The organism is Sphingomonas sp. M1-B02 (assembly GCF_026167525.1).
GTDB lineage: Bacteria > Pseudomonadota > Alphaproteobacteria > Sphingomonadales > Sphingomonadaceae > Sphingomonas.
The window spans coordinates 1242850-1263654 of sequence record NZ_CP110679.1; the positions used below are offsets into that span (position 1 = coordinate 1242850).

At 67.8% G+C, this 20805-nt stretch carries 20 protein-coding genes; 2 read left to right on the forward strand and 18 right to left on the reverse strand.

Going from position 1 to position 20805, the window contains the following annotated elements; translation table 11 throughout:
* Positions 1–179 precede the first annotated feature (179 nt).
* Positions 180–314, forward strand: a complete 135-nt coding sequence (locus OKW87_RS05925; protein WP_265543051.1) for an entericidin A/B family lipoprotein — start codon at positions 180–182, stop codon at positions 312–314.
* Positions 315–372: 58 nt separating this feature from the next.
* Here the strand turns inward: OKW87_RS05925 and tatC are convergent, their stop codons facing one another.
* From tatC to OKW87_RS05975, 10 genes are all read right to left on the reverse strand, one after another.
* The gene (gene tatC, locus OKW87_RS05930) at positions 373–1140 is read right to left on the reverse strand and encodes a twin-arginine translocase subunit TatC (RefSeq protein WP_265543052.1); all 768 of its coding nucleotides are present in this window, start codon (positions 1138–1140) and stop codon (positions 373–375) included.
* Positions 1137–1571, reverse strand: a complete 435-nt coding sequence (gene tatB / locus OKW87_RS05935) for a Sec-independent protein translocase protein TatB (protein WP_265543053.1) — start codon at positions 1569–1571, stop codon at positions 1137–1139. The genes tatC and tatB overlap by 4 nt, the downstream gene beginning before the upstream one ends.
* A gap of 61 nt (positions 1572–1632) precedes the next feature.
* A complete protein-coding gene (locus tag OKW87_RS05940; protein WP_265543055.1) occupies positions 1633–1884 on the reverse strand; it encodes a twin-arginine translocase TatA/TatE family subunit in 252 nt (83 codons plus the stop codon).
* A gap of 85 nt (positions 1885–1969) precedes the next feature.
* The gene (gene scpB / locus OKW87_RS05945; protein ID WP_265543057.1) at positions 1970–2542 is read right to left on the reverse strand and encodes an SMC-Scp complex subunit ScpB; all 573 of its coding nucleotides are present in this window, start codon (positions 2540–2542) and stop codon (positions 1970–1972) included.
* The gene (locus OKW87_RS05950; RefSeq protein WP_265543059.1) at positions 2539–3273 is read right to left on the reverse strand and encodes a segregation and condensation protein A; all 735 of its coding nucleotides are present in this window, start codon (positions 3271–3273) and stop codon (positions 2539–2541) included. The genes scpB and OKW87_RS05950 overlap by 4 nt, the downstream gene beginning before the upstream one ends.
* Positions 3274–3341: 68 nt before the next feature.
* Entirely contained in the window at positions 3342–4349 is a 1008-nt protein-coding gene (nagZ, locus tag OKW87_RS05955; protein ID WP_265543060.1) for a beta-N-acetylhexosaminidase, read from the reverse strand.
* A 59-nt stretch (positions 4350–4408) separates the two neighbouring features.
* The gene (locus OKW87_RS05960; RefSeq protein WP_265543062.1) at positions 4409–5131 is read right to left on the reverse strand and encodes an SPOR domain-containing protein; all 723 of its coding nucleotides are present in this window, start codon (positions 5129–5131) and stop codon (positions 4409–4411) included.
* 1 nt (position 5132) lies between these two features.
* Positions 5133–6857: an arginine--tRNA ligase gene (argS, locus tag OKW87_RS05965; RefSeq protein WP_265543064.1), complete on the reverse strand. Its 1725-nt coding sequence runs from the start codon at positions 6855–6857 to the stop codon at positions 5133–5135.
* A 167-nt stretch (positions 6858–7024) separates the two neighbouring features.
* On the reverse strand, positions 7025–8176 hold the full coding sequence (locus tag OKW87_RS05970) for a DUF1501 domain-containing protein (RefSeq protein WP_265543066.1): 1152 nt from the start codon (positions 8174–8176) through the stop codon (positions 7025–7027).
* Between the two features lie 4 nt (positions 8177–8180).
* Positions 8181–9692 (reverse strand): DUF1800 domain-containing protein, encoded by a 1512-nt coding sequence (locus OKW87_RS05975; protein ID WP_322740335.1) that lies wholly within the window; start codon positions 9690–9692, stop codon positions 8181–8183.
* A gap of 172 nt (positions 9693–9864) precedes the next feature.
* On the opposite strand from OKW87_RS05975, the gene OKW87_RS05980 reads away from it, so the two are divergent.
* Entirely contained in the window at positions 9865–10143 is a 279-nt protein-coding gene (locus tag OKW87_RS05980) for a hypothetical protein (RefSeq protein WP_265543068.1), read from the forward strand.
* Positions 10144–10182: 39 nt separating this feature from the next.
* On the opposite strand, the gene OKW87_RS05985 is transcribed toward OKW87_RS05980, so the two are convergent.
* The 8 genes from OKW87_RS05985 to murC form a co-directional block, all read right to left on the reverse strand.
* On the reverse strand, positions 10183–11349 hold the full coding sequence (locus tag OKW87_RS05985) for a deoxyguanosinetriphosphate triphosphohydrolase (RefSeq protein ID WP_265543070.1): 1167 nt from the start codon (positions 11347–11349) through the stop codon (positions 10183–10185).
* Between the two features lie 43 nt (positions 11350–11392).
* Entirely contained in the window at positions 11393–13501 is a 2109-nt protein-coding gene (locus OKW87_RS05990; protein WP_265543072.1) for an SPOR domain-containing protein, read from the reverse strand.
* A 137-nt stretch (positions 13502–13638) separates the two neighbouring features.
* Positions 13639–15123, reverse strand: coding sequence for a cell division protein FtsZ (ftsZ, locus tag OKW87_RS05995; protein WP_265543075.1), 1485 nt, complete (start codon positions 15121–15123; stop codon positions 13639–13641).
* A 108-nt stretch (positions 15124–15231) separates the two neighbouring features.
* Positions 15232–16494, reverse strand: coding sequence for a cell division protein FtsA (ftsA, locus tag OKW87_RS06000; protein WP_265543076.1), 1263 nt, complete (start codon positions 16492–16494; stop codon positions 15232–15234).
* Positions 16495–16497: 3 nt separating this feature from the next.
* The gene (locus OKW87_RS06005) at positions 16498–17400 is read right to left on the reverse strand and encodes a cell division protein FtsQ/DivIB (RefSeq protein WP_265543078.1); all 903 of its coding nucleotides are present in this window, start codon (positions 17398–17400) and stop codon (positions 16498–16500) included.
* Positions 17397–18320, reverse strand: a complete 924-nt coding sequence (locus tag OKW87_RS06010) for a D-alanine--D-alanine ligase (protein WP_265543079.1) — start codon at positions 18318–18320, stop codon at positions 17397–17399. Before OKW87_RS06010 ends, OKW87_RS06005 begins: the two co-directional genes overlap by 4 nt.
* Before the next feature lie 119 nt (positions 18321–18439).
* Positions 18440–19342: a UDP-N-acetylmuramate dehydrogenase gene (gene murB / locus OKW87_RS06015; protein ID WP_265543080.1), complete on the reverse strand. Its 903-nt coding sequence runs from the start codon at positions 19340–19342 to the stop codon at positions 18440–18442.
* Between the two features lie 43 nt (positions 19343–19385).
* The gene (gene murC / locus OKW87_RS06020) at positions 19386–20804 is read right to left on the reverse strand and encodes a UDP-N-acetylmuramate--L-alanine ligase (RefSeq protein WP_265543081.1); all 1419 of its coding nucleotides are present in this window, start codon (positions 20802–20804) and stop codon (positions 19386–19388) included.
* Position 20805: the final 1 nt, after the last annotated feature.

A 20805-nucleotide genomic window follows, 5' to 3' on the forward strand; every position in this document is an offset into this window, starting at 1 on the left:
CCCGAAAGCATCAACCCTCCCCCCCGGTGGTGCTTTCGGGCCCAATTCTTTTCCAGCCGGATTCTTATCCCCGTATCGTCGATCGGCGGGGCCTGGCTGCGCAATCATGCCTGTTGCGGAACGATTTTGCAGCACCGGGCATTTTCCCTTCAGCCCTGTTGGCCTATTGGAGAAATTGAATGCGCAAGATGTTTGCCTGTGCCGCGCTCGCCAGCGCGATCCTGATCTCGGCCTGCAACACCGTCGAAGGCGTTGGCCGCGACGTTTCCTCGGCCGGAGATACGGTTGCCGACGTGGCGGACGAGGCCAAGTAATTCCCCCGAACGAAGCAACAAGGGCGTCCCGGGAGACCGGGGCGCCCTTTCCTATGATCTAGGCCGCGGTCTCTTCGGCCTCCGCCGCACGCTCGCGCCGGCGCCGAGTGAATTTGATCGCAACGAGCGCCAGGAAATAGAGCGCGACGAGCGGGATCGCGAGCAGCAGCTGCGAACCGATATCCGGCGGGGTCAGCACCGCGGCGATGGCGAATGCACCCACCACCGCATAGCGCCAGGCGCCCTTGAGCTGCTCGTAGGTCACGATTCCGGCATGTTCGAGCAGCATCAGCAGCACCGGCAGCAGGAACGAAATTCCGAAGCCGAAGATGAACTGCATCACGAACTTCAGATAATTGCCCACATCCGGCAGCGCCTGCTGCTGGACGCCGTCCAGATCGCCCTGGAAGCCCAGCAGGAATTTCAACGCGACCGGTATCGCCACGAAATAGGCCATCGCTGCCCCCATCGTGAACAAGACCGGGGTGGCAAGCAGGAAAGGCAGCAGCGCGCGCTTCTCCTTGCGATACAGACCCGGCGCGACGAACTGCCAGAGCTGGTTCGCGATCACCGGAAAGGACAGCATCAGCGCCGAGAAGAAGGCGACCTTGATCTCGACCAGAAACGCGCCGTAAATCTCGGTATTGATGATCGTGGCCTGCCCGGCTTTCTTCAGCGGAGCGACCAGGAACGCCAGGATCGGCCGCGCGAAATAAAGGCTGCCGGCGAATGTCAGGACGATCGCCGCCACCGACCAGAGCAGCCGCCGCCGCAATTCGATCAGATGGTCGAGCAGCGGCGCCTGGGTGTCGTCGATTTCGGTCACGGCTGCGGATCGCCTTCGACGACCGCCGCGGCGACGACCTTGGGCTTGCGCACGCGCTTGGGCTTGGGCGCAGCCGCCGGGGGTTCGTCGTCCTTGAACGCCGGCTGCTCGACCATCAGCGGGCCCGCATCGGCCTCCTGGTCGGCCGAAGCCGCGAACTGCTCGGGCTGGGGCGCGGGCAGCGCGGGCGACGGCGAGGGATGCTCGCGCATGATCCGCTCATTCTCCGCGGCCCATTGCTTCTCCATCTCGGCAAGCTCGGACTCGCGCATCATCGTATCCATGCCCGCGCGGAACTGCCGCGCGACGCCGCGCGCCTTGCCAACCCATTGGCCGACGAAGCGCATCGCCTTCGGCAGGTCCTTGGGACCGATCACCAGCAGCGCCACTACGGCGACAAGCAGCAATTCGGTCGGCGCGACGTCAAGCATTCAACAGTGCCTCAAGCGCACGCGCAACGGCGCGCGCACGTCAGTGGATAGGGAAAGCGCCTCAGCGCTCTTCGCGGACCGGCTCGGCCTCGGTCTTGTACACCGTCGCTTCGGGGGCAGCGCTGCCCTCGAGCCGCGTCGGCGCGACCGGCTTGGCGGCGGCCGCAGCCTCGTCATCCTCCGACATGCCCTTCTTGAACTGCTTGATGCCCTTGGCGACGTCTCCCATCATGTTGGAAAAACGGCTGCCGCCAAACAACAATATGACCAGGATGCCGACGATCAGCCAGTGCATCAGGCTCATGCTACCCATGGGAAATTCTCCTCTATCCGACTCTATCTAGGCCTCGCATGCGCTTCGGGCAACGCTTGGTACGCAAACGGGCGAAGTGGGCCGCCTATTCGTCTTCCATGACAGTTTCGCCCACGTCGAGCGCCAGGTCGGCGGGATCGAGCAGCCCGGCGGCCTTCAGATCGTCGATTCCGGGCAAATCGCGGCGACTTGCCAGCCCGAAATGGCTGAGAAAGCCCTGCGTCGTCGCGTAGGTGAGCGGTCGTCCCGGCACTTCGCGCCGCCCCGCGGGGCGCACCCAGCCCGCCTCCATCAGCACGTCGATCGTCCCCTTGCTGATCTGCACCCCGCGAATCGCCTCGATCTCGGCGCGGGTGACCGGCTCGTGATAGGCGATGATCGCCAGCGTCTCGATGCCGGCGCGGCTGAGCTTGCGGCTTTCCTCGCGGTCGCGCCGCAACAGGTGCGCCAGATCGGCCGCGGTCTGGAAATGCCAGCGCTCGCCCCGCCGTACCAATTCGATCCCGCGCCCGGCATAGAGCGCCGCCAGCGCCGCCAGCGCCCCGCGCACGTCCGCCTCCGCGCCGACATGCGCCTTGATCTCGTCCACCGACAGCGGCGCCTCCGCGGCGAACAGCACCGCCTCCACCGCCCGCCCCAGATCGTCCTGTGGAGTCATGCGCTCGCCTTCAGATAGAGCGGCGCGAACGCCGATTTCTGGCGCATCTCCAGCCGCCCCTGCCGCGCCAGCTCCAGGGCCGCGACGAAGGACGATGCCAGCGCCGATTTGCGATAGAGGCCGCTTGCGCCGTCAGGAAGGAAGGTCTCGATGCTGCTCCACTCGATCCGCGCGCCGATCAGCGCCGAGACGCGCTCGATCGCTTCCTCCAGCGTCATCACGTCGCGCACCGCGACGACATGCATCACCGGCCGGGTCCGCGCGCTGATCCGGCCATAAGCGGCGATCAGGTCATAGATCTCCGCCTGATATTGCGCCTGCCGCACCACCCGCAGCCCCTCGGGCGCGCCGCGCAGGAACACGTCGCGCGCCAGCCGATCGCGCGCCACCAACCGCGCGCCAGCCTCGCGCATCGCATTCAGCCGCTCGAGCCGCAGCTGCAGCCGCAGCGCCAGCTCCTCGGGGCTCGGGCTCTCCTCGGGGTTGCGCGGCAGCAGGAGCGCCGATTTGAGATAGGCAAGCCATGCGGCCATCACCAGATAATCGGCCGCCAGCTCGAGCCGCAGTTCGCGCGCGTCGTTCACGAAGGTAAGATATTGCTCGACCAGCTCGAGGATCGAGATCTGGCGCAGGTCGACCTTCTGGTTGCGGGCGAGCGCCAGCAGCAGGTCGAGCGGGCCCTCCCAGCCGTCTATGTCGAGTTTGAGGGTTTCGGCGGGATCGTCGGTCATCTCGTGGGAGATTAAGCAGCCCAGGGAGCGGCTGTCACGCTCCCTCTCCCCGGAGGGGAGAGGGCTTTTCAGACCAACCCCAGCAACGCATCCCGCTTCGCGACCAGCTCGGCAAAGTCCCCCGCCTCGCCCCCACCGGAAACCGTCGCCATCGCCCGCTCCAGCCGCGTCAGGCACGCCGGGCTCGCATCGGGCAACAGCCCGGCAATCTCCACCATCTCGTCCATCCGCGCCCAGCAATCGAGCACCACGTCGCACCCGGCGGCCAGCGCCCCCACGGCCTTCTCCCCGGCAGTGCCGGACAGCGCCTTCATGTCGATATCGTCGGACATCAGAAGCCCGTCGAAGCCGATTCGCTTGCGGATGATGTCGCCGATCACCGTCGGCGAGAGCGTCGCCGGCCGCTCGGCATCCCATGCCTCGAACACGACATGACAGGTCATTCCCATCGGCGCGTCCTTGAGCCTCGCGAAGGGCTCCAGATCGACGTCCAGCGCCGCCGCGTCGGCGGAAACGTGCGGCAGGGCATGGTGGCTGTCGACCAGCGCGCGGCCATGCCCCGGCATATGCTTGACCACGCCGACGACGCCCGCGCGGCGCATCCCCTCGAGCATCGCCTGCCCCAGCGCCGCCACCCGCATCGGCTCGCCGCCAAAGGCGCGATCGCCGATCGCCGGAGTCACGTCGGCCTGCCGCACGTCGAGCAACGGCGCGCAGTTCACCGTCACGCCGACCTCGGCCAGCATCATCCCCAGCGCCTGCGCGCTCGCTCGTGTCGCTTCGATCGCCGAGATCGGCGCGACCTCATACAGCGCGTCGAAGGCAGCCCCGGCGGGGAAGTCGGGCCATTCAGGCGGCTGCATCCGAGAGACGCGTCCACCCTCCTGGTCGATCAGGACCGGCAGATCGTCACGCCCCGAAAGATCGCGCAGGCTGTCGGTCAGCGCCTTCATCTGCCCGCGGTCGACGCAATTGCGCTTGAACAGAATATAGCCGAGCGGATTCGCGTCGCGGAAGAAGGCGCGCTCGTCGGCGCTCAGCGTGGCCCCGGAAATGCCGAAGATTACAGGTTTCATGCGCGCGGCTTAACGAGCGCACCGGCAAATTAAAGCCGAATCTCCGTCGACCACCCGCCCTAGTTGGCGACGAAGCAACTCTCGCCCGCGACGTTGAGCCGCCCGCACAGCGAGCGCGCCTGGCCGTTGCTGCCGGCATTCACCCGCAGGCGATAGAAGGTCTCGCCGTCGCGTTCCGTGCGTTCGATCGATTTTCCCAGCGGGGCGAGATAGGCGAAGCGCTTCGAGAGCTGCGCCCATGCCACGTTCGCGCGCCCTTCGCTCGGGAAGGCGCCGAGCTGGATCAGCGCGCCCGATCCGGCGCTGGCCGCAGCCGGCGCGCGCACCGGCGCGGCAGCCCGCGTGGGCGCGCTGGTAGCGGCCGGAACCGCCAACTTGGCATTCTTGGTACCTTCCGCGCCTGCGCCCGTCTTGGCCCGCGTGCCTTCGACCGGTGCCTCGGGCAGCGCGCCGACATTGATGCTGGCGTTGCTCGCCGCACCCTGGCTGGTCGCGAAGACGCTGTCGCCCTCGCCGTCGACCTTCATCCCGCCGGGCTCGTCGGGCTTGACCTTGTAATCGCCTTCCTGCGCCGCGATCAGCTCGCCATTGCCGGTCGCGCCCTGCTGTCCGCGATACCAGCTATAGCCGAACACCGCCGCCGCGATCAGCACGAGCCCGAGCAGAACGTATAAAAGCGTTCGCCCGATCGAGGAGCCCTCGCGATAGTCCTCGTCGACCGTCTCCAGCCAGGGGAGCCGATCGTCGTCCGAGCGATCCGTGTCCGCGGCGCCGATATTCATCTCAATGCATCTCCTGCACGGCCTCGACGCCCATCAGGGCCAGGCCGTTGCGGACAATCTGCCCGATTGCGCGCGCCAGGAAAAGCCGTGCGCAGGTGAGCTCGGGCTGGTCGGTCAGCAGGAAGCGGCGATCGGGCCGATCGTTGCCGGCATTCCACAGCGCGTGAAAACTTGCCGACAAGTCATAGAGATAGAAGGCAATTCGGTGCGGCTCACGGGCCAGTGCGGCGCTTTCCACCACCCGCGGGAACTGCGCCGCGAGCTTCACCACCGCCAGCTCTTCCGTATCAAGCAGGGACAGTGCCGCATCGGGACAGTCGATTCCCGCCTCCGCCGCCTTGCGGTGGAGCGAGGCGATCCGGGCGTGGGCATATTGCACATAGAAGACCGGATTGTCCTTCGACGCCTCGACGACCTTGGCGAAGTCGAAGTCCATCTGCGCATCGGCTTTCCGGGTCAGCATCGTGAAGCGGACGACGTCCTTGCCGACTTCGTTCACGACATCGGCCAGCGTCACGAAATTGCCCGAGCGCTTGGACATCTTCACCGGCTCGCCGGCGCGCAGCAGCCGCACCATCTGCACCAGCTTGACGTCGAACCGCGTCTTGCCCTCAGTCAGCGCCTGCACTGCCGCGACGATCCGCTTGACCGTCCCGGCATGGTCGGCGCCCCAGATGTCGATCAGCTGGTCGGCCGACTGCGCCTTCTGGAAATGATAGGCCAGATCGGCGCCGAAATAGGTCCACTGCCCGTTCGATTTCCTGATCGGTCGATCCTGGTCGTCGCCGAACCTGGTCGAGCGGAACAGCGGCAGCTCGACCGGCTCCCAGTCGTCGAGCATCTCGCCCTTGGGCGCCTCGAGCACGCCGTCATAGACCAGGTCGCGCTCGCGCAGCCACGCCTCGGCCGCCTCGGGCTTGCCCGCCGCCTGCAATTCGGCCTCGGACGAGAAGAGATCGTGGTGGATGCCCAGCAAGGCCAGATCGGCGCGGATCATCACCAGCATCGCCGCCACCGCCTCGGTGCGGAACAAGGCCAGCCATTCGTCCTCGGGCGCATCGACGTACCTGTCGCCAAATTCGGCCGCAAGCTTCTCGCCCACCGGCTTCAGATATTCGCCGGGATAGAGGCCCTCGGGTATCTCGATCGTCTCGCCCAGCGCCTCGCGGTAACGGAGGTGCGCCGAGCGCGCGAGCACGTCGACCTGCCCGCCGGCATCGTTGACATAATATTCGCGCACCACGTCATGCCCGACATATTCGAGCAGGGTCGCCAATGCGTCGCCCACGACGGCACCGCGGCAATGCCCCATATGCATCGGCCCCGTCGGGTTGGCCGAGACATATTCGACATTGACCTTCACCCCCGCGCCGATCGCCGAGCGGCCATAATCGTCGGCGGCGGTGAGGATTTCGCTCAGCTCGCCGCGCCACGTATCGTCGGTCAGGCTCAGATTGATGAAGCCCGGCCCCGCCACGCCCACAGACGCGACTTCGGCCAGCTTCTCCAGCTCGGCGGCAATCTTCTCGGCCAGCGCGCGCGGATTGGTGCCCGCGGGCTTGGCGAGGACCATCGCGGCGTTGGTCGCCAGATCGCCATGCGTCACGTCGCGCGGCGGCTCCACCGTCACCGCGCGGCGCTCGAGCCCGGCGGGCAGGTCGCCCGACGCCACAAGGGCATCGAGCGCGGCGTCGAGATGGGCAGCGAAACGGGTATAGAGCGTCATCGGGGTTCCAGCTTCAGAAGGAACCGCGGCCATTAGCCCAATGCCCCCTCCCCGTCATCCCCGCGAAGGCGGGACTCCAGGATGACTCTGCCCCGCCAGTCCTGCTTGACCCTGGATCCCCGCCTTCGCGGGGATGACGACGGTGGGGGTCGGGGCGACGGCGCGGCTCAGGCCCGCACCAAATCCCCCATCACCCGCGCGCTTCGCATATCCGGAAACAGCTTCGCCGCGCTGCGCACCGGCAACAGGTCGAAATGCGAGGCCACCGCGCTGTTGAGCACCGTATCCAGCCCCACCGTGGGCTTCAGATCGCGCCCCTCATATAATGCCGCGTCGGAAAGCCCCGGCCAGTCCGCCACCACGCGCCCGCCATTGACCGCGCCGCCCAGCAGCATCGCCATCGATCCGGTGCCATGATCGGTCCCCTGCGTCCCGTTGACCTTCACCGTCCGCCCGAATTCGGTCGCGACCACCACCATCGTGTTCGCCCAAAGCGGCCCCAGCCCAGACTGGATCGCGCCGATCATCGCATCGAGGCCCTTGAGCTGCGCGCCGAGCCGCCCGCGCTGCTGCGCATGCGTGTCCCAGCCCCCGGTTTCGATCATCGCGATCCGCGCGCCCCCCTCTGCCGCGAGCAGCTTGGCGGCGAGCGACCCCGTCGCCGCGGCATTCCGCCCATTGTCGGCGGCCATGTCGCTGGTCAGCATCCGCGTCGCGGTCGCCTGCTCCCACACCGCGTGGAGCTGCGGATCGCCCTGATACATCGCCGTCACCCGCGCGAGCAGATCGTCCGAGGCGTCGGGCAGCGCCGAGGGCGCATAGCTCGCCACCTCGACCTTGCCCCGCAGCGCCATCGGGATCGTCGCCGCCAGCGCGATCGCCTTCTCGTCGGCGGGCAGCAGCGACAGCAGCCGGTTGAGCCAGCCGTCCTTCAGCGCATAAGCCGCGCTCCCGCCCGTCTCGAGCACATTCTGCCCGTCGAAATGCGATCGATCGCGATAGGGGGACGCCACCGCATGCACGAACAGCGCCTGCTTCGCGCGATACAGCCCGTTCACCGTCGTCATCGACGGATGCAGCGCGAACATCGAGTCGAGCTTGGGCGCGTTGACGAAATCCTGCGCCAGCAGCCCGCGCTGCGCCACGAAGGCCGGATCGCCGACCGGGGCCAGCGTCCCCAGCCCGTCCGCCGCGCCGCGCTGGATGATGAAGACGAATCGCCGCTCGGTATTGGCGCGCGCCAGCACCATCTTGGCGCCCAGCCCCGAACTGACGATCGCGGAGGCGCCCAGCGCCACGAAGCTTCTGCGTGTGAACATGCTGCTATCTCCGCATAAATTCAGGGGCGACGAGCATCAGCGCGACGCCCTGCCCCGGGCTTTCCGCCCGCGCGATGGCCTGCGCCGTCGAATTGCTCAACGCCGCCGGGAACAGCTCCGCCGCCCGCGCCCGCGCATCCACCGTGTCGCGCGTCCGCTGCGCCATCCGCTCCGCCGCCTCGACACGCCGCATCACGGCGTCGGGCCCGGCCCAGGTCGCCGCGACATCGTCCCAGCCCGCGGGCGACCCCGGCCGCCACACGGGCTGGCCGAGCTGGGTCATCAGTCCCTGGATCGATTGCTGCGGCATCTGCTGGGTGCCGAGCCCCCGCATCGCCGAGATCGTCCACTCCCAGGGCGACTTGAACTTGGCCGGCGCCGCGCTCCAGCATTCGGGCGCCTCGACCAGTGCGCGATACACGGTCGGCAAGTCGCCCCCCGATCGCAGGAAGGCCGTCTCCAGCGTGCCGACCAGGGTCGCGGGCGGCTCGTCGCCGGCAAAATGCCGCGCCAGCTTCGTGGCGACATGCCTCGCCGTCGCCGGATGCACCGCGAGCATATCGAGCACCGCCGCCGCCTGGCCCTCGCCCTGCTGCGCCCAGCTCTTACCCAGGATCGTCCGTGCGCCCGGCTCGTGCAGGCGCGGCGCGAAGGCGAAGCCGCCCGGCTCGCCGCGGCGCACCGCTTTGCCCCGTCCGAGTCCCGCCACCGTCCAGCCGGTCATCGCCCGCGCGAATTCGGTCACGTCGGCCTGGCTGTAGCCCGATCGGACCCCCAGCGTGTGGAGCTCCATGATCTCCCGCGCCAGATTCTCGTTGAGCCCGGCCTTCCCGCCGCGCTGTCCGGCGGCCAGCCCCGCGACGCTGTTCGGCCCCACCGATTGCGCCTGGTCGAGATAGACCAGCATCGCCGGATGCCGCTCCACCGCATGGAGCATGTCGCCGAACTTCCCGAGCACATGCGGCCGCACCGCCTCGAACTCGAGCGTGCCGGCCAGCCCGATCATCGTCATCTTGTCGGCCGAGACCGCGAAATGATTCGCCCAGAAATGTACCAGCCGCTCGACGAAGCTCGCCGGCGAGGTCACCGCGGTCAGCGCCCTTGCCGAAACCGCGGCGCCATAATGGTCGCGCCCCTGCTGCCGCGACTCTCGCCGCGCCTGTGCCACGGGATCGCTGCGGTCGCGACGCCGCACCGGTTCGGTCATCGCCGAGCCTGCCATGTCCTGCATAGCCACGGGCTCCGCCGGCATCGGCGCAGTCGCCTGCTCCCGCCTCAGCATCCGCAGCTCCTGGAGATAGTCGCTCAACTCGGCGGCGATCGTGCCGCTCGAGGGCAAGGTCGCGATCGCCGGGGGCCGTGGCGCATATTTGTCGAGCTGTGCAAGCAGCCATGCTCTGGGGTTCGCCCCCGGATCCTCGCCAGGCCGACCGCCGAGGCCGAAACGATTCAGCGCGATACTAGCGTCTGCCACGGCATGTCCTTCGATGACCAGCGTGCCAGCGATAGCCGTCACTTGTCGCAGAAGTTTGTCAGCATCAGCTTTTCGCAAGCGATGCGTCCGCTGCAAGCGCAGGCATCGTCCTTTGCGTTTGCCGCTTATGTTGCATCGCAGCAGGATGGCCGCATCGAACAAGAAGAGGGGATGCAGGTCGGGCTCTTTCGATCAACCAGAAGGAGTAGTGACCATGATCCGCATTCTTACCGCAGCTGCCGCCGCCTCGATCCTGTTCGCCGGCCCGGCACTTGCCCGCGATGCCGAACGCGTCTTCACGCATGAGGGCGTCACTTATGCCTACACCGCCACCCCCAAGGGCGATGCGACGATCCTCGAAGGCTCGGCGTCCGAAGGCGGCAAGTTCCGCCTCACCGTCCGCAAGGGCTGGGTGAGCGGCTATGCCGGCAACGCCCGCGTATCGTTCCGCGCGCCCAAGTCGGCCGCGCCCGTCACGCTCGCACAGCGCTGAGATCAAGGGGCCTCCGCCTGCGGGCGGGGGCTCCTTCCCTCAGAAGCCCTCGGGCAAGTCGATCGGCCCGATCACGTCGCGGTAGCGGGTGACGGCATAGCGATCGGTCATCCCGGCGATGAAGTCGGCGATGTGCCGGCTCCGCCATGGCTCGGCATCGGGCAGCGCATCGCGCCATTCCTGCGGCATCAGCGCCGGATCGCCTGCATAAGCCGCGAACAGCCCCGCCACCACCGCATGCGCCGCCTCCGCCGCGGCAAGCTGCGCCGGATGGTGGTATAGATTGGCGTACATGAAGCGCTTCAGGTCGCGCTCGGCCTCGCGCATTCCGTCCGAGAAGCGCGCCAGGCAGCGCCCGGCCGCGCGCACATCCTCGACCGATCCGATATCGGCGGCGCTCAACTCCGCACGCGTATTCGCGATCAGATCGTTGGCCATCGCCCCGATCTGCGCGCGGATCAACTCGCCCATCAGCCGCTTGGGGGCAACCCCCGGAAACTTCGCCTCCACCGCGCGCCAGCCCTCGGCGATCATCGGCACCGCCAGCAATTGATCCAGCGTCAGCAGCCCGGCGCGCAGCCCGTCGTCGATATCGTGATTGTCATAGGCGATGTCGTCCGCCAGCGCCGCGACCTGCGCCTCCAGCGACGGCCAGCGCTCCAGCTCGAGCGGATATTCGGCATCCGCCGCCGCCAGCGCCCATTGCGGCGCGGCGATCGGGCCGTTGTGCTTGGCCAGCCCCTCCAGCATGTCCCAGGTCAGGTTGAGCCCGTCCCACGCCGGATAGGGGCTCTCCAGCTTGGTCAGCGTCCGCAGCGTATGGCCATTATGGTCGAACCCGCCCTGCGCGGAGAGCGCCGCCTTCAGTGCATCCTCGCCGGCATGGCCGAAGGGCGGATGGCCGATATCGTGCGCCAGACAGAGCGCCTCGGTAAGGTCCTCGTTGATCCCCAGCGCGCGCGCCACCGTCCGCCCGATCTGCGCGACCTCCAGGCTGTGCGTCAGCCGCACCCGGAAATGGTCGCCGTCGGGCGCCAGGAACACCTGCGTCTTGTGCCGCAGCCGGCGGAAGCTGATCGAATGGATGATCCGGTCACGGTCACGCTGGAAGGCGTCGCGCGGCCCGCGAACCGTGCCGTCGCGCTCCGGATGCAAACGACCGCGACTGGCCTCGGCGGTGCAGCCCCAGGGGGAAATCTCTCTCACCGCGCCGCCCCTACCGCGTCACGACTGCCTTGTCGAAGCCAAGTCACTTGGCGGCAAGTTTGGTGACCTTCTGCCCGGCGTCGCTGGTGAATACGAAGCCCGAAATGCCCGATTTGCCGATCACGTTGACGAACGCCTGCGCCTCGGCAGACGTCTTGAACGGCCCCGCCAGGACCCGGTTGGTGGCTCGCAGCGGGGTCCACCACCCCGATTTGCCCTTGAATGCGGCCGGCGCCTTGGCAACCGTCGCCTTCCACGCCTTGGGCAGGTCGACCTCGTTCGCGCCGCCGGCTACCTGGACCCAGACCCGCTTGGCATCGGCTTTCGCGACCTCCTTGGCCTTGGCCGCCTCCTTGGCCTTGGCCTCGGCCTTTGCTTTGGCATCTGCCTTGGCCTTGGCGTCTGCCTTCGCCTTTGCGTCGGCCTTTGCCTTGGCGTCTGCCTTCGCCTTTGCGTCGGCCTTTGCCTTGGCGGCAGCCACGGCCGTCGCGTCGGGCTTCTTGACCTCGGGCTTCGCCTTCGCTTCGGGCTTCGTGGGGGCCTTGACCGGCGCGGCTGCCGCCGGGGCAACGGCCTCGGCACGCACGGGTACCGGCTCCGGCTCCCCTGCAGGCGCAAGCACCGGATCGAGCGGCGGCGCGGTTACGACGGCGAGTTCTTCGCCGGGGATGGTAATTCCCGCGACGATCGAGGCGAGCACCGAATCCTCCTGCCCGACACGCGCCGGCCCGGGCGGTGCGGGCTCCGGCTCCGGTGCGGCGGCGACCGTTGCCGTTTCCGGACGTGCAGTCGCGGGCAAATCGACCGGCTCGGTGGGGGCCGCGCTCGCTGTGACGACGGGCGCTGCACTGGCAGGGGCGGCCGGTGCAGGAGCAGGGGTAGGCGCCGGGAGGGGCGGCTGAGGCGTCGTCGCGATAGCCGCGGGCCCACCCTGGGCCGCCTGCACGGTCGGCACCGGCCGAGGGCCGGCATCCCGCGCCGCCAGACGTGCGGCAAGCGCGGTCTCGACCGGATTTGCCGCAGGCGGCGCTTCCCGAACCGGGTTCGGCATAGTGCGCGGTACGACGGGAAGCGATGCGGCAGCGGTCTGCACGGCCGCCTGTCGAGCCGCCGCCACCCGAACCGCCTCGCGCTGGCGCGCCTCCTGAATTTCGCGCTGGCGCGCTTCCTGGACCTCGCGCTGACGCGCTTCCTGCACTTCTCGCGCCTGCGTTGCGCGCGCTTGGCGTTCGCGGACATCGCGCGCGTCGCGGGCCAATTGCTCCGCGCGTTCGCGCGCCGCCCGTTCGTCACGCTCGCGTTCGCGGCGCGATCGCCGGTCCTTAGGCTTTTCGGCAGCCGCGCGGTTCGGCTGCGCTGCGGCCAGCTGCACCGGCCGGATATCGGGCACATAGCGCGGGAGCGCCGGCGCGAGCCGGGCATCGGCAAGTCGCGCCTGCGTCGCCGAGGGCGAACCGAAATGCACCGCAAAGGCGCGGTCTGCGGGAGCCATACCGCCCAGCCGCCGGAAGAAGGGTGTCAACGACGCCCCCATATTGTTCGGCATCATGTTGGCGGCGATCCGCTCGGCCCCCGCAATATCGCCGTTCATCGCCAGGATGAAGGCGCGCGCCCGCCACGCCGCACGGTCGCTGCGACGAAGCAGCGGATCGAGCTGGCGCATCGCATCGTCGCTGCGCCCCGTCGCGCCGAGCGACAGCGCGTATCGCCGGATCGTTTCCTCGTCCTGCTGCGATTGCAGCGCGAGCTTGTAATCCTGTTGCGCGAGTCCCGGTTGGCCGAGCAGATCATAAGCGAAGCCGCGATCCGACGCATATTCGCGAGGGGGCAGCCCCTTGGCCTCGGCCGCCTGGAACAGCCGCAGCGCTTCGCCGGGCCGCTCCATCCGCACCAGCGTCGAGCCCCGCCCGGCCAGGATCCGCGGATTGGTTGGATCGAGCGCCTCGGCGCGCGCAAAGAAAGCGAAGGCGGCCGCGGTATCGTTGAGCCGCGCGCTCAGCAAGCCGGCCTCGAGCAACGCGCGCACGTTGCGCGGATCCGCCGCCAGCACGCGGATTTCCTGGGCGAGCTTGTCCACGTCGGGATTGGCGGTAGGCACGAATTGCGACTGGGCGGCGGCGGGGATGCCGCTCGCTCCGGCTGCAAGAGCCATTGCCAGCGAAATCGAACGCAAGAAGCGAATCTGCTGCATGTGGATCAGCCTAGACGCGACTTTGGGTGAACCGCCAATGACGCATCGCCGGCGGCTCGCCGAAGCGAGACACGCCGGCGACGAACGCCAGTTTGGCGTTACTGATTGTTCTGGCTGCGCAGGAAACGCGGAATATCGAGCGGATCCTTGTCGTCGTCGTCCGACGGCTTCGGGGCTCCGCGCGATGCCGATGCCATCCGCTCGAACAAGGTGCCGCCGGCCCTGCGGCCTGCGGGCTTCGCCTCGGGCTCGGGTTCATCGTCGCTCGCCCCGGTCAGCCAACGCCGGCGGCTGCCGAATTCGGGCGCCGGCGCAGGCTCGGCCGCCGCGGCCGGCTGCGGAGCGGCAGGCGCCTCCGGCACTGCATTGTCCTCGCCGAGCAGAAGTTCGTCGGGCTCGCTTGCCTCGATCACGGGCTCGGGCGCTGCCGGCGCGGGCTCATAAGGCTCCGGGACGCGCACTTCCTCGCTAACGGGCTCGGCTTCCGGGGCCGGCTCATAGCTGGGCTCGGGCTCGCTGGCTGCTGCCGGCGCCGGATCGACACTGCCGCTGCGGCGCGGAGTCGAGAAGGAGAAGACGCGCGGCTGCTCGGCAGCCGGGGCGGGCCGCGCCTTGGCATCGGCGTCGATGCCGGTCGCGACCACCGACACGCGGATGCGGCCTTCCAGGTCCGGGTTGAACGCCGAACCCCAGATGATGTTGGCATCGGGATCGACCAGCTCGCGGATATGGTTCGCGGCTTCGTCGACTTCGAGCAGGCGCATGTCCTCGCCGCCGGTGATCGATACGATCACGCCCTTGGCGCCGTTCATCGAGACACCGTCGAGCAGCGGATTGGCGATCGCCTTCTGCGCGGCGACCAGGGCGCGGTCGTCGCCATCGGCCTCGCCCGTGCCCATCATCGCCTTGCCCATTTCCTGCATCACGGCGCGGATATCGGCGAAATCGAGGTTGATCAGGCCGGGCATCACCATCAGGTCGGTGATCCCGCGCACGCCCTGCTGGAGCACTTCGTCGGCCAGCTCGAACGCTTCCTTGAAGGTAGTGTTGGCGTTGGCGATCAGGAACAGGTTCTGGTTCGGAATGACGATCAGCGTATCGACATATTTCTGCAGGTCTTCGATGCCGGCCTCGGCGCTCTGCGCACGACGACGACCTTCGAAGGCGAAAGGCTTGGTCACCACGCCCACCGTCAGGATGCCCATCTCGCGCGCCGCCTTGGCGATCACGGGCGCCGCGCCGGTTCCGGTGCCGCCGCCCATGCCGGCGGCGATGAACACCATATGCGCGCCTTCGAGCGCCTTCTGGACCTGCTCGATCGTCTCTTCGGCAGCTGCGCGCCCGATCTCCGGCCGCGAGCCTGCGCCCAGCCCCTGGGTGATCTTCGCGCCCAGCTGGATGCGATGTCCGGCCGAGGATTGCTTCAGCGCCTGCGCGTCGGTGTTGGCGACGAGAAACTCGACCCCTTGCACGTCTGCGCGGATCATGTTCGCAATCGCATTGCCGCCCGCGCCGCCGACCCCGATCACGGTGATCTTGGGGGCCAGCTCATCCACCTCGGCGGGAAGAAAATCGATACTCATTCCATGTCTCCCTGGCGCCGCCTACGCGGTAGAGCGGCAGCTTGAACCCGTATCTGCACCAAGCACTGGGACGACTCTAGTATAAAGAGGCCCGGATGTCGCATTTCTTCAATAATTGGCTCGAAATGCCGCCATCAGACGCTGCAATACCGCGCCCGGGCTCGCCTTGGTGACCATCTGGTGGTGGCTCGGCTCAAGCGCGCGCAGGTCGATCGGATTCGACGCGGCAAAGCGTGCCAGTCCCGCAAGCGTCGCAAAGGCCGGTCCCGAATGCGCCTCGGGCAGCGCGATCAGTCCCTTGGGGCGTCCGACACGCACCGCGCTGCCCAGCGATTGCTGCGCATAATCGGCCACGCCCTTCAGCTCCGCGCCGCCGCCGGTCAGCACGATCTGCCGCCCGACCGGATCCGCGAAACCGAGCTTCTTCAACTCGCGGGTGATCTCGGCCATCAGCCGTTCGAGCCGCTGGCGGATGATCGTGTTGAGCTGGGTCTTGGTGATCTTGGCCCCTTCCGTACTATCGTCGGGGATCGCCGGCACCACGTCGATCATCTCGTGATTGTCGCGGGGGCTCAGATTGGCCGACCCGTGGAAGCATTTGGTCCGCTCGGCCCAGTGCCGGGCGGTGCCGAACGCGGATGCGATATCGTCGGTGATGTCGGCCGAGCCCATCGGGATCGACGCGAGCCCCGCCAGCACGCCGCCCGCGAACACCGACACGTTGGTAACCCCGGCGCCGATCTCCACCAACGCCACGCCCAGCTCACGCTCTTCATCGGTCAGCGTCGCCAGCCCGGTCGCCACCGGCGCGGCGATGATCGAACGAACTTCGAGATGCGCCGATCGCACGCACAGATCGAGGTTGCGCACCGGCGAACCGTCGGTGGACACCACATGGATGTCGACCCCCAGCCGATCGGCATGCAGCCCCAGCGGCCGCTTGACCCCCGAAAGCCCGTCCACCGTGTAGCGCGTCGGCTGCGCGTGCAGCACCATCTTGCCCTGCGGATCGATCGCGCCGCGCCCGGCCTTGAGCAGTTCGTCGATATCGCCCTGCTCCACCCGGTGTCCGCCCAGATCGGCCTCGAGCTTGACGATGTCGGAGACCAGCCCGCCCGCCGAGAAGCTGACCCAGACATCCTCGATGTTGAACCCGGCGATGCGCTCGGCCTGCTCGACCGCCTCGCGGATCGCGATTTCGGTCGCGCCCATATCGGCGACATAGCCGCGCTTGACGCCGCGGCTCTCGCGCTGGCCGGTGCCGAGCACGATCAGCTCGCCCGCATCGCCCTTCTGCGCGATCAGCGCCGATACCTTGGACGAGCCGACGTCGAGCGCGGTGATCAGTCCCTCGGGTGCTACCTTGGCCATCGCTTATTCCCCTGTCTCACCCGCGACCAGCGGGGCGGATGCCGCCGCCGGCCGCTGCATCACCATATTGCCTGCAACGCGCATGTCGAACTTGATCGTGCCCTTGCCCAGCAGCCGCTGCTTGGCGTCGAGATCGGCGAACTTGCGCAGCGCCGACGCCGCCTCGATCTCGCCCTCGGGCAATTGCAATTTCTCGCCGGTATCGAAGATCAGGTCCCAGCGCCGATTGCCGATCCAGGTCGCCGCCTTCACCAGCGGCTTGAGCGCCGGCGCCTCGTCGAGCAGCTTGGCGCGCGCGGGCTCCTGGGCATTGGCGCCGTCGCCGATCAGCAGCGGCAGATCGGGCATCGATTCACGCGAAACCGGCTCGAGCAGCACCCCGCTGGGATCGACCAGCATCAACTGGCCATTGCTCTGCCAGATCGCCGCGGGCTCGCGCTCGATGATGTTGATCCGCAGCGTATTGGGCAATTTGCGCGAAACCTGCGCATCCTGGATCCACGGATATTTGAGCAGCCGCTCGCGCACCAGCGCCAAGTCGACCAGCGGCATCGCCCGCGAATCCTGGTCTAGCGCCTGTTGATAGACCGTCATCCGGTCCATCCGCTTGAGCCCGTCGATCTGGATCTCGTCGACCCGCAGCCCGGCCTCGCCGACCACCTGCGACGCCGCGACCCCCGCCATCCCCGGCAGCCCCAACCACAAGGCAATACCGAGCGCCACCGCAGCGGCGGTGCCCACCATGCCCCAGGTCGCGATTTTCTGCAGCGTCGCCTGGCTGAACGGCAGCGCCGCGACTGCCTGGTCGAGCAGGCTAGGCCGCTTCGGACGGCGCGACGCGGCCTTGCGTTTCGCTGGGCTCGCTCCGCGCCGCGTCGCGGTCCGCTGGGCGGGCCTTCTGCTCACAGAGCGTCTTCCACGATGCGTTGCACCAGCTCGGCATAGCCTATTCCCAGGTGCCGCGCCTGCTCCGGTACAAGACTGAGTGGCGTCATCCCCGGCTGGGTGTTGACCTCGAGCAGGAACAGCCCGTCGACCCCCTGGCCATCGTCCCAGCGGAAGTCCGAACGCGACGCGCCCTTGCAGCCGAGCAGCCGGTGCGCGTCGAGCGCGATCCGCTTGCAGGCATCGGCAATGTCGTCGGGCACGTTGGCCGGGAAGACATGCTCGGTCAGCCCGTCGGTATATTTGGCGTCATAGTCATAGAAGCCGCTCTTGGGCTTAAGCTCGGTCACGCCGAGCGCCCGATCGCCCAGCACCGCGGTCGTCAGCTCGCGCCCGCGAATGAACGGCTCGGCGAGCAGTTCGTCGAATTCCTGCCACGGCCCGCGCACGTCGCGCCCGATCGGATTGCCGTAATTGCCCTCGTCGGTGACGATCGCCACGCCGACCGACGAGCCCTCGTTGACCGGCTTGAGCACATAAGGCCGCGGCAGCGGATCGCGCTCGTAGAGGTCCGCGCTGCGCACCATCCGCCCGCCGGGCATAGGGATGCCGTGCGGCACCAGCGCCTGCTTGGTCAGTTGCTTGTCGATCGCGATCACCGACGTGACCAGCCCCGAATGCGTGTATTTCAATCCCATCAGGTCGAGCATGCCCTGCACCGTCCCGTCCTCGCCGGGGGTGCCGTGGAGCGCGTTGAAAACCAGGTCCGGCTTCGCCTCGGCCAGCTTCACGCCCACGTCGCGGCCCATGTCGATGCGGGTGACGCGATGCCCCAGGCTCTCGAGCGCATCGGCGATCCCCGCGCCCGACATCAGCGAAACCTCACGCTCGGCCGACCAGCCGCCCATCAGCACGGCGATGTGGAGGGGTGAAGCCGACATCTATTGTTCCCCTGCGGAGGCAGGGGCCCAGACTCGGCGCGCAGCGCCGAATGCGCTACCGCGCACGAGCTTGTTGACGGGCTGGGCCCCGGCCTTCGCCGGGGAACGGAAAAAGAAACTCACTTCAAAACCCCGATCCGCTGTATTTCCCATTCCAGCTCCACGCCGGAATGCGCCTTCACCTTCGCGCGGACCTCTTCGCCCAGCGCCTCGATATCGGCGCTGGAAGCATTGCCCAGATTGAGCAGGAAATTGCAGTGTTTTTCGCTGACCTGCGCATCGCCTCGCCGCAAACCGCGGCAGCCCGCCGCATCGATCAGCGCCCAGGCCTTGTGGCCTTCCGGATTCTTGAAGGTCGAGCCGCCGGTGCGCGACCTAAGCGGCTGCGAAGCCTCGCGTTCCGCCGCGATCCGGTCCATCTCCGCGCCGATCGTGGCGGGGTCTCCGGGCACGCCCTCGAACAAAGCCTCGACCACGATCGCCCCCTCGGGAAGCTCCGAATGGCGATAGGTATAGCCCAATCGCGCCGCCGGCCAGGTCTCGACTGTCCCATCGCGAGTCACCAGCGTGATTTCGACCAATATATTCGATGTGTCGCGGCCATAAGCGCCGGCATTCATCCGCACAGCACCGCCGACCGTTCCGGGGATGCCCCGCAAGAACTCGAGTCCGGCGATCCCCGCGTCCCGCGCGGCACTGGCAACACTGATCCCCATCGCCGCCCCGCCCGCCCGGACCCGATTTCCGGGCTCGATCGAAACCTTGGCCATCGCCTTGGGCAGCCGCACCACCACCCCCGGCACCCCGCCGTCGCGCACGATCAGGTTCGAGCCGACGCCGACCGGCAGCACAGGGGTTTCGGGATCGAGCGCCGCGAGGAAGGCCGCAAGCGACTGCACGTCGTCGGGCCGCACCAGCCACTCCGCAGGCCCGCCCGTGCGGAACCAGATGAAGTCGGCGAGGCTGCCCTGAGGCTGGGAGGTGCCCCGGAGTGGCGGCAAGGCCATGCAGACGCTACTCATAAAACCCCTCCCCTGAAGGGGAGGGGAGAAAAATGGCGCAGGCTCACGCCACCGCCTCAACCCGGGCGGCAGCAATCCCCTCGGCCAGCCCCGCCGCCCACTTCGTAATATCGCCTGCCCCCAGGCAGACCACCATGTCCCCCGGCACCGCCACTTCGGCCAATACCCGCGCCAAAGCATCCGCATCAGCCACGACCGCCGCCGAACGATGCCCGCGCCGCTTCACCCCCTCGACCAACGCCTCGGCATCCACGCCCTCGCGCGGCGCCTCGCCCGCGGCATAGACCGGCGTCACCAGCACCATGTCGGCGTCGTTGAACGCCTGCGCGAAATCATCCATCAGATTCTCGAGCCGCGAGAAGCGATGCGGCTGCATCACCGCGATCACCCGCCCCTCGGCGCTCTCGCGCGCGGCGGAGAGCACCGCGCGGATCTCGACCGGATGGTGGCCATAATCGTCGATCACCGTCACGCCCTGCGTCTCGCCCACCTTGGTGAAGCGCCGCTTCACGCCCGTGAACATCGCGAAGCCCTTCTGGATCGTAGCATCCCGGATGCCGAGCTCGAGCGCCACGCCGATCGCGGCGAGCGCATTCTGGACATTGTGCCGCCCCGGCATCGGCAACTCGATATTCTCGATCGATCGCGTCGTCCCGTCGCGCTGGCGGATGATCGCCTCGAAGCGATTGCCCCCGGCATGCGGCGTCACATTGACCCCGCGCACATCGGCGCTGGCGGCAAAGCCATAGGTCACGATCCGCCGGTCGCGCACGCGCGGAATGATCGCCTGCACCTCGGGATGATCCAGGCACAGCAAGGCCGCGCCATAGAAAGGCACATTCTCGACGAACTCGACGAACGCATCCTTCACCCGATCGAAGCTGCCATAATGGTCGAGATGCTCGGGATCGATGTTGGTGACGACCGCGATCGTGCCGTCGAGCCGCAGGAAGCTGCCGTCGCTCTCGTCGGCCTCCACCACCATCCACTCGCTGTCGCCCAGCCGCGCATTGGAGCCATATTGATTGATGATGCCGCCGTTGATCACGGTCGGATCGACCCCGCCCGCGTCGAGCAAGGCCGCGATCATCGAGGTCGTCGTGGTCTTGCCATGCGTGCCCGCCACCGCGACGGTGGACTTCAGCCGCATCAGCTCGGCGAGCATTTCCGCGCGCCGCACCACCGGCACGCGCCGCTCATAGGCCGCCTCGACTTCGGGATTGGTCCGCACGATCGCGGTCGAGGTCACCACTACCGCTGCATCGCCCAGATTCTCGGCCTTGTGGCCGATCGTCACCTGGATGCCGCGCGCGCGCAGGCCCTGGATCACATAGCCCTCGGCCACGTCCGATCCCTGCACCTTATAGCCCAGATTGTGCATCACCTCGGCGATGCCGGACATGCCGATCCCGCCGATCCCGACGAAATGGATCGTGCCGATGTCGGTGGCGACGCCCCTCATG

What these genes read in the sequence shown, in the direction of transcription:
- nagZ (WP_265543060.1), bottom strand. Translation starts at nt 4,349, where the DNA reads ATGAAACCTGTAATCTTCGGCATTTCCGGGGCCACGCTGAGCGCCGAC.
- murB (WP_265543080.1), bottom strand. Translation starts at nt 19,342, where the DNA reads ATGAGTAGCGTCTGCATGGCCTTGCCGCCACTCCGGGGCACCTCCCAG.
- scpB (WP_265543057.1), bottom strand. Translation starts at nt 2,542, where the DNA reads ATGACTCCACAGGACGATCTGGGGCGGGCGGTGGAGGCGGTGCTGTTC.
- tatB (WP_265543053.1), bottom strand. Translation starts at nt 1,571, where the DNA reads ATGCTTGACGTCGCGCCGACCGAATTGCTGCTTGTCGCCGTAGTGGCG.
- OKW87_RS06010 (WP_265543079.1), bottom strand. Translation starts at nt 18,320, where the DNA reads ATGTCGGCTTCACCCCTCCACATCGCCGTGCTGATGGGCGGCTGGTCG.
- OKW87_RS05940 (WP_265543055.1), bottom strand. Translation starts at nt 1,884, where the DNA reads ATGGGTAGCATGAGCCTGATGCACTGGCTGATCGTCGGCATCCTGGTC.
- ftsZ (WP_265543075.1), bottom strand. Translation starts at nt 15,123, where the DNA reads ATGAGTATCGATTTTCTTCCCGCCGAGGTGGATGAGCTGGCCCCCAAG.
- argS (WP_265543064.1), bottom strand. Translation starts at nt 6,857, where the DNA reads ATGACGCTCTATACCCGTTTCGCTGCCCATCTCGACGCCGCGCTCGAT.
- OKW87_RS05925 (WP_265543051.1), top strand. Translation starts at nt 180, where the DNA reads ATGCGCAAGATGTTTGCCTGTGCCGCGCTCGCCAGCGCGATCCTGATC.
- ftsA (WP_265543076.1), bottom strand. Translation starts at nt 16,494, where the DNA reads ATGGCCAAGGTAGCACCCGAGGGACTGATCACCGCGCTCGACGTCGGC.
- OKW87_RS05960 (WP_265543062.1), bottom strand. Translation starts at nt 5,131, where the DNA reads ATGAATATCGGCGCCGCGGACACGGATCGCTCGGACGACGATCGGCTC.
- murC (WP_265543081.1), bottom strand. Translation starts at nt 20,804, where the DNA reads ATGAGGGGCGTCGCCACCGACATCGGCACGATCCATTTCGTCGGGATC.
- OKW87_RS05990 (WP_265543072.1), bottom strand. Translation starts at nt 13,501, where the DNA reads ATGGCTCTTGCAGCCGGAGCGAGCGGCATCCCCGCCGCCGCCCAGTCG.
- OKW87_RS05980 (WP_265543068.1), top strand. Translation starts at nt 9,865, where the DNA reads ATGATCCGCATTCTTACCGCAGCTGCCGCCGCCTCGATCCTGTTCGCC.
- OKW87_RS05950 (WP_265543059.1), bottom strand. Translation starts at nt 3,273, where the DNA reads ATGACCGACGATCCCGCCGAAACCCTCAAACTCGACATAGACGGCTGG.
- OKW87_RS05970 (WP_265543066.1), bottom strand. Translation starts at nt 8,176, where the DNA reads ATGTTCACACGCAGAAGCTTCGTGGCGCTGGGCGCCTCCGCGATCGTC.